Raw genomic sequence first — 7,772 nt, forward strand, 5'->3', positions numbered from 1 at the left:
TCCTCAACATGGGGCTCACCGCCGAAAACCTCGCTGACCGCTACGGCATCTCGCGCGAGGAGCAGGACGCCTATTCGCTCGAAAGCCAGAAGAAGGCGCTCGCCGCTCGGGCCGACGGCCGGCTGGCCGCCGAGATTGCGCCCGTCGGCGACGTAACCGCCGACGGCTGCCCGCGCGAGACGGATGCGGAAAAGCTCGCAGGCCTCAAGACCGCCTTCAAGGCAGGCGGGTCCGTAACCGCCGCCAACTCCTCGCCCCTGACCGACGGTGCATCTGCCACGCTCGTCTGCTCGGAAAACTTCGTGAAGCGCCACAACCTCATCCCGCTTGCCCGCGTCGCCGGCTATGCGATCGCCGGCTGCGCGCCGGAGGTCATGGGTATCGGCCCGGTGGAGGCGAGCCGCAAGGCGCTGAAGCGTGCCGGCATTTCCGCAGGCGACCTCGACGTCATTGAAATGAACGAAGCCTTTGCCGTGCAGGTGCTCGCCTGCTGCCACGACCTCGACATCGACCCGACCCGCCTCAACCGTGACGGCGGCGCCATCGCTCTCGGCCATCCGTTGGGCGCGACCGGCGCGCGCCTCGTCGGCAAGGCCTCGCAGCTTCTCAAGCGCGACTGCGGACGCCATGCGCTCGCTACCCAGTGCATCGGAGGCGGTCAGGGCATCGCCATGGTTCTGGAGGCCGCGTGATCATGAGCACGATCAAAAAGGCAGCCGTCATCGGCGCCGGCGTCATGGGCTCAGGCATTGCCGCCCACCTCGCCAATGCAGGGCTCGACGTCGTCCTGCTCGACATGGAGAAGAAGTTCGCAGACGGCGGCGTTGCCCGCCAGCTCAAGGCCGGCGGCTTCATGGATCCGGCCTTCGCGCAACGGATCCGCACCGGCTCGACAAGGGACGATCTGGCGCTCCTTTCCGATGCCGACTGGATCATCGAGGCAGTCGCTGAAAAGCTGGAGATCAAACAAACCCTCTACTGCGCCGTGGACGGCGTGCGGAAGATCGGCTCGATCGTCTCTTCCAATACCTCGACCATCCCCCTCCATGCATTAGCCGAGGGCCTGCCGGAGAGTTTCGCCGCCGACTTCCTCATCACCCATTTCTTCAACCCGCCGCGGCTCATGCGGCTCCTGGAACTGGTGTCGGGAAAGGCAACGAAGCCCGAGGTTACAGCGACCATCAGGGACTTCGCCGACCGCGCGCTCGGCAAGAGCGTGGTCGTCTGCAAGGACACCCCCGGCTTCATCGGCAACCGCATCGGCAATTACTGGATGGTGGTCGCGCTGAACGAGGCGATCAGTCTCGGCCTCGACGTCGAGGAGGCGGATGCCATCATCGGCAAACCGTTCGGCATTCCTTCGACCGGTATTTTCGGCCTCTTGGACCTTGTCGGCATCGACCTGATGCCAACAATCCTGCGCAGCCTGCAGAACGCCACGCCGGCCGGCGATGCGGTTAGGGACTATGACGCGGAGCCGCCGCTGCTTGCCCGCATGATCGCCGAAAACCGTCTTGGCCGCAAAAGCGGCGCCGGCTTCGTGCGCCTTTCGCCGGACCGCAAGTCGCGCGACATGACCGACCTTACGACCGGCGAATACCGTCAGCAAAAGCCGGTGGCCTCCGGGAACCTCGACGCTTCCGGCGGCGACCCGCGCGCGCTGATGGAGCACCCCGGTCCAGGCGGCCGCTATGCCGCCATCGTCATGGAGAAGTCGCTCGCCTATGCCGCCTCGCTGGTGACGGACATCGCCGACACGCCGGACGCCGTGGACGAAGCCATGCGCACCGGTTACGGCTGGAAACAGGGTCCGTTCGAGCTGATCGACCGCCTCGGCGCCGACTGGCTGAAGGCAAGGCTCGAGGCTCGAGGCTTGGCGGTTCCGCCCTATCTGGCGCTCGCCGCCGAAAAGGGCGGCTTCTATTCGGTCGTCAACGGCCGCCGCTCGAACCTGCTGCCGAACGGTGCCATCGAGCCCGTGACGCAGAGCGAGGGCGTGCTGGTGCTCTCCGACCTCCGGCTTGCCAGGAAGCCGGTTGAGGCCTGGGAGGTCGCGACCCTCTGGGATCTCGGCGACGGCGTCGCCTGCCTCGAAATCCGCACCAAGATGAACACCTTCAACCCTGCCCTGGTGGATGCGATCGACAAGGCAGTGGAACGCTGCCGCAGCGATTTCAAAGCCTTGGTGATCGGCAGCGATTCACCCAACTTTGGCGCCGGCGCAGACATGCGCGTGTTCCTCGACACGATCGAAAAGGGTGGCAGCGAGGCGCTGGGCGCTTTCATCGACCATGGACACAGCACCTTCAAGGCGATCAAATACGCTCCCTTCCCCGTCGTCGGGGCTGCATCGGGTCTAGCTCTCGGCGGCGGCTGCGAACTGCTGCTCCACTGCGACGCCATCCAGGCTCATGCCGAGCTTTCGATTGGCCTCGTTGAGACCCGCATCGGCGCCATTCCCGGTTGGGGCGGTTGCAAGGAGATGATGTTACGGCTCCCTTCTTCGGCTGCCGCGCTGCGCGGGCCTGTCGCTTCGGCGATCGCGGCCTTCCGCCTGATCGCTCCGGCGAAGGTTTCAGCCAGCGCGTTCGAGGCCCGCAACCTCGGCTTCCTGAAGGCCTCCGACGACATCACCATGAACCGCAGCCGACTGATCGCCGATGCCAAGGCAAAGGCGCTGGCTCTTGTGGAGGGTTATGCCGCGCCTGAACCGCCGATGGTCTCGATGGCGGGCCCGTCCGGGGCCTCCGCAATCGCCAATATCATCGACGGCGATGCAATCGCAGGCCGCGCCACCGCCCATGACGGCGTGGTGGGACGCGCGCTCGCCAACGTGCTGACCGGCGGGCCTTTCGCCGATCCCGTGAAGCCGCTTACCGAAGACCAGGTCATCGCGCTGGAGCGAGAGGCCTTCATCGAACTCCTGGCAACGCCGGCAACCGTCGATCGCGTCAAGCACATACTGGCGACCGGCAAGCCGCTGCGCAACTGAACCAAAGGCAAGAAAATCCCATGGCTGGCTATATCCCCCCCGTTGACGACATGACTTTCCTGCTCGGCGAGGTCTTCGACTTCGACGCGCAGATGGCGGCCCTTCCGGGCTGCGAAGAGGTCAATACCGAGCTCGCAACCAGCGTTCTCCAAGAAGGCGGCAAGTTCTGCGCCGAGGTGCTCGAACCGCTCAATCGTCCCGGCGACGAGGAAGGTTGCCGACTGGACGATGGCCTAGTGAGCACACCGAAGGGCATCGCCGACGCCTACAGCGCCTTTGTCGATGCCGGCTGGGGCGGGCTTTCCGGAGATCCGGAATTCGGCGGCCAGGGCCTGCCGCGCGTGCTTCAGATCCTGCTCGACGAAATGCTTTCCTCGGCCAACCTCTCCTTCGGCCTGTTCCCGGGCCTCACCCGCGGCGCGGTCGAGGCGATTGCCCACCACGGGAGCGACGAGCTGAAGCAGAAGTACCTGCCGAAGATGATTTCGGGTGAATGGACAGGCGCCATGGCGCTCACCGAATCGTCGGCCGGCACCGACCTCGGACTGCTCACCTCCCTCGCAGAACCGGTCGGCGACGGGTCTTACGCGCTTAAGGGCACCAAAATCTTCATCTCCTCCGGCGACCAGGATTTCGGCGGCAACATCGTTCATCTGGTGCTGGCACGCCTTCCCGATGCGCCGAAGGGCGTGAAAGGCATCAGCCTGTTCCTGTCGCCGAAGTTCCTCGTTAACGAGGACGGCTCGCTCGGTGAACGCAACCGCGTGTCGGTCGGCTCGCTGGAGCACAAGATGGGCATCCACGCACAGCCGACCTGCGTGATGAACTATGACGGTGCGATCGGCTGGCTGGTCGGCGAACCCGGCCGTGGCCTGAACGCCATGTTCACGATGATGAACGCCGAACGTCTGTTCGTCGGCATCCAGGGTCTCGGCATCGGCGAGGCCGCCAACCAGAAGGCCGCCGCCTATGCCCGCGAGCGCCTGCAGGGCCCCTCGGCCGATGGCACCCGCGGCCCTGTGCCGATCATCGAACATGCCGACGTGCGCAAGATGCTGCTCACCGGCCGCTCGCTGACGGAAGCCGGACGCGCGCTTGCCGTCTGGACCGCGCTGCAGATGGACATCGCAGGACGCCATCCGGACGAAGAAGAGCGCCGCAAGGCGGATGGCTTCGTCGCCCTGCTGACGCCCGTGGTGAAGGCAGCCTTCACCGATTTCGGCTTCGAGATCGCCGTGATGTCGCAACAGGTGTTCGGCGGTCACGGCTATATCCGTGAATGGGGCATGGAGCAATATGTGCGCGATGCCCGCATCACCCAGATCTACGAAGGCACCAATGGCGTGCAGGCCATGGATCTCGTCGGCCGCAAGTTGCCAATGGAAAACGGCGACGTGGCGCGCCGCTTCTTCGCGCTGGTTCGGGAGGAATTGGCGGCCACCGCAGGGCTGGCAGAACTAGACGCGGTGCGGGCCGCCGTCGGCGAGACCCTGGTCCGCTTGGAACAACTGACGGAGGACGTGCTGGCCAAGGGGGGCGATCCGGTGGAGGCCGGAGCGAGCGCCACCGACTACCTGCGCTTTTTCGCGCTCGTTTCGTTCGGTTGGCTGTGGGTGCGCATGGCTTCAAAGGCTGCGGCATCCGCCGATGCGACCACCCCGCTGAAGCAGCGCAAGCTCGTCCTTGCCCGCTTCTTCGCGGCTCGCCTGCTGCCCCAGACTGCGGCACTCGATGCGGCGATCCGTGCCGGCGCTTCCGATATCATGGCGCTCGACGCCGACCTGTTCTGATTGCACTGCTCCCGGGGAGGATAACACCATGCTTGATGAATGCACCGCTTCTAGTGTCATCGATCCTGCGCCACGCGGCGACCTATGCGGCGGCACGGAAATCGTCTCGAAGACCGTCGAAGACCCGATCATCGCTACACACAGCTATCGCCATCGCGATACTGCGAAAGACATCAATCACCAGAGGTGTGGATAGCCAGAAAGTGCTTGACCTCACCACGCCGAATAGAGAAGACGAACCCATCAGAACCTCTCGACGCGCCTTCGCAGCCGCCGCGCAGGATGCGCCTCCGTCGAATGCACCGCCGATCATTGATGCGCAGTGACGGAAGTGACTGTTTTCCTTGCCTTGGCGCCGTAGGTCTCATCGCTTTGACGCAGATCAAAGCCGAAGTACGCTTGGGCGACTAAAATTATTTAGTTAGCCCATAGAGTGTCACATGAACTCAACTCCCCTGTTTCCGGCTATATTTTGGGGCTTTGCGCCCCACGCAGAGGGGGCCTCCGATCTGCGCGGCAGAACCTCGACATCGGTGCCGTCCGCCGGTTCGCGCTCCACGTCGTCGACGCATCTGGACTCGGCACGCGATGATTCTTCGGATCCAGAAGTTGCGCTTCCCGCTCCTCGCGAGCTTGCAAAGCTACCGGCCCGACTGGCTCCTGAGCGACTTCTCTGCAGGGCTGGCGATCGCCGCGGTGGGGTTGCCGAGCGCCATCGCCTATCCAGCGATCGCGGGCCTGCCGCCAGAGACGGGCTTCTACGCCAGCATAGCGCCGCTTGTCGCCTATGCGGTCTTCGGCCCATCGCGGCAGCTGATCGTCGGACCGGACGCGGCGACGACGACGGTGCTGGTGGCGGTGCTCTCGACGATGTACGCGACGCCAGGGGTGACGGCCGACCGCCGTCGCGGTGGCCGCGCTGCTGGCGCTCGTCGTCGGGGTGTTCTGCATCATCGCTCGCGCGCTGCGGCTGGGGGTACTCGCGACGCTGCTGTCTCGCCCGATCGTGACCGGCTTCCTCGCCGGCATCTCGCTCTCTATCATGATTGGCCAGATCGGCCGGCTCACCGGCGTGAAGATCGAAGCGGAGGGGCTGATCGGGCCGCTACTCGAGATCGTCGACAAGGCCGATCTGATCCATTGGCCCTCGCTCGCGCTCGGTGCGGCGATATTCCTCGTCCTCCAGGCAGTCCGGATCCGCAAGCTGCCGATCCCCGGGCCAGTGATCGTCGTGGTGCTCGCGGTCGCGCTGTCGGCGCTCTTCGACTTCAAGGCACGCGGGATCGCCGTGGTCGGCGACGTTCCGAGCGGCCTGCCGCAGTTCGCCCTGCCGGCCTATTCCGGCGTGCCCGTCGACTCCATCCTGCTCGGCGCCGCCTCGATCCTCCTCGTCAGCTTCGGCTCGGGCATCGTGACGGCCCGCAGCTTCGCGGCTCGCGGCGGCTCCGAGGTCGACCCGAACCGCGAGCTGACCGGCTTCGGCGCGGCCAACATCGCGGCCGGGTTCTTCGGCGCCTTCCCGGTCGCGGCGTCCGACTCGCGCACCGCGGTGAATATGACCGTGGGCGGCCGCACCCAGGTCGCCTCTATCGTCGCCGCCGCAGCCCTCGTCGCGATGCTTCTCTTTCTCGGGCCAGTTCTGCGGATCCTTCCGATCCCGGCGCTCGGCGCCATTCTGGTGGCGGCGGCGCTCAGCCTGATCGACGTCGAGGCGCTGGGCGCGATCAGGCGCATCAGCCGCGTCGAGTTCCTGTTCGCGATCATCGCGCTGATGGGACCGCTCGGCCTAGGCGTGCTGCAGGGGATCGTCATCGCGGTCGGAGCAACCCTCGTCTACCTCCTCTACAAGGCGGCGCATCCCCGCGACGCGCTGCTCGGCCGCATTCCGGGCCGCGACGGCTTCTACAAGCTGCATCGCTCGCCAGGGGCCCCGACCCGAGCCCGGCCTCGCACTCTGCATCATTCAGGGCAGCCTGTTGTTCTTCGACACCGACTATGTCAAGGCGCGGCTGCGCACCATCGCGTCCGAACTCCCGCCCGGCACCGAGTGGTTCGTGCTGGACGCAAGCGCGGTCGCACAGGTCGACAGCACTGCCGCCGCGATGCTCGCGGGGATCGCCGACGAGTTCGCCGCGCGCGGCCTCACCCTCGGTTTCGCCGAGGTCCACACCGAAGCTCTCGGCTGCTAGAACGCGCCGGCGTGATCGACCGAAACGGCACCACGATGGTCTTCGACGATCTCGACGATGCCCTGCGCGCCTTCAGGGTACGTTCGTCCTTCTCGCACAATACCGAGCCGATATAAGCAACTCAAGAGTTAGAAGGAAACCTTGGCCAAGAAGCACACGCACGACAAGCGCCTGGACGACCTGGCGGCCGACTCCGCCGAGGCAGAAAAGGAACGCAACAAGGCCTACGAAAGGGAGATCGCCCGCCTGCAGGTCGAGATCGCATGCCTGCAATCCTGTGTGCAGGCGTCGGGCGCGCGGATCGTCATCATCTTCGAAGGCCGCGACGCCGCCGGCAAGGGCGGGGTCATCAAGCGGTTCGTCGAGCGAGTCAGCCAGCGGGTGTTCCGAGTCGTGGCGCTGCCGGCACCGAGCGACCGCGAGAAGAGCCAGATGTACTTCCACCGGTACATGGCGCAACTGCCAGCGGCCGGCGAGGTCGTGATTTTCGACCGCTCCTGATACAACCGCACCGGCGTGGAGCGGGTGATGGGCTTCACCTCTGACGACCAGGTCAAGCGCTTCCTGCACGTGCATCTTGAGGGGCCGATCATCGAGAGCGGCGTTATCCTCCTGAAATGCTTCCTCGACGTCAGCGAGAATGAGCAGGAGCGGCGTTTCCGCCAGCGGATCGACGACCCGGTGCGTCAGTGGAAGTTGAGTGCGATGGTCCTCGAGCGCTATCGTCGCTCGTGGGACTACACCAAGGCCTACGACGAGATGATCCGCGCGACCGACTCGCCACACGCGCCATCGGCAAGC

Annotated in this window: 4 protein-coding genes and 2 pseudogenes; all 6 read left to right on the plus strand. The window is 65.5% G+C overall.

Annotated elements, in window-relative coordinates; translation table 11 throughout:
* On the plus strand, positions 1-692 hold a 692-nt coding region (locus AAAC48_RS15135), incomplete at its 5' end, for a thiolase family protein (protein WP_340654963.1).
* A gap of 2 nt (positions 693-694) precedes the next feature.
* Positions 695-2,992: an FAD-dependent oxidoreductase gene (locus AAAC48_RS15140; protein ID WP_340654964.1), complete on the plus strand. Its 2,298-nt coding sequence runs from the start codon at positions 695-697 to the stop codon at positions 2,990-2,992.
* Between the two features lie 20 nt (positions 2,993-3,012).
* Complete coding sequence (locus AAAC48_RS15145; RefSeq protein WP_340654965.1) at positions 3,013-4,782, plus strand: acyl-CoA dehydrogenase C-terminal domain-containing protein; 1,770 nt, start codon at positions 3,013-3,015, stop codon at positions 4,780-4,782.
* A gap of 28 nt (positions 4,783-4,810) precedes the next feature.
* Positions 4,811-4,978, plus strand: a complete 168-nt coding sequence (locus tag AAAC48_RS15150; RefSeq protein WP_340654966.1) for a hypothetical protein — start codon at positions 4,811-4,813, stop codon at positions 4,976-4,978.
* 392 nt (positions 4,979-5,370) lie between these two features.
* Positions 5,371-7,087, plus strand: a pseudogene (locus AAAC48_RS15155) (SulP family inorganic anion transporter).
* Between the two features lie 55 nt (positions 7,088-7,142).
* Positions 7,143-7,772 (plus strand): annotated as a pseudogene (locus AAAC48_RS15160) (polyphosphate kinase 2); the annotation flags it as partial.

The sequence above is a fragment of the Phyllobacterium sp. genome (assembly GCF_037994405.1).
GTDB lineage: Bacteria > Pseudomonadota > Alphaproteobacteria > Rhizobiales > Rhizobiaceae > Phyllobacterium.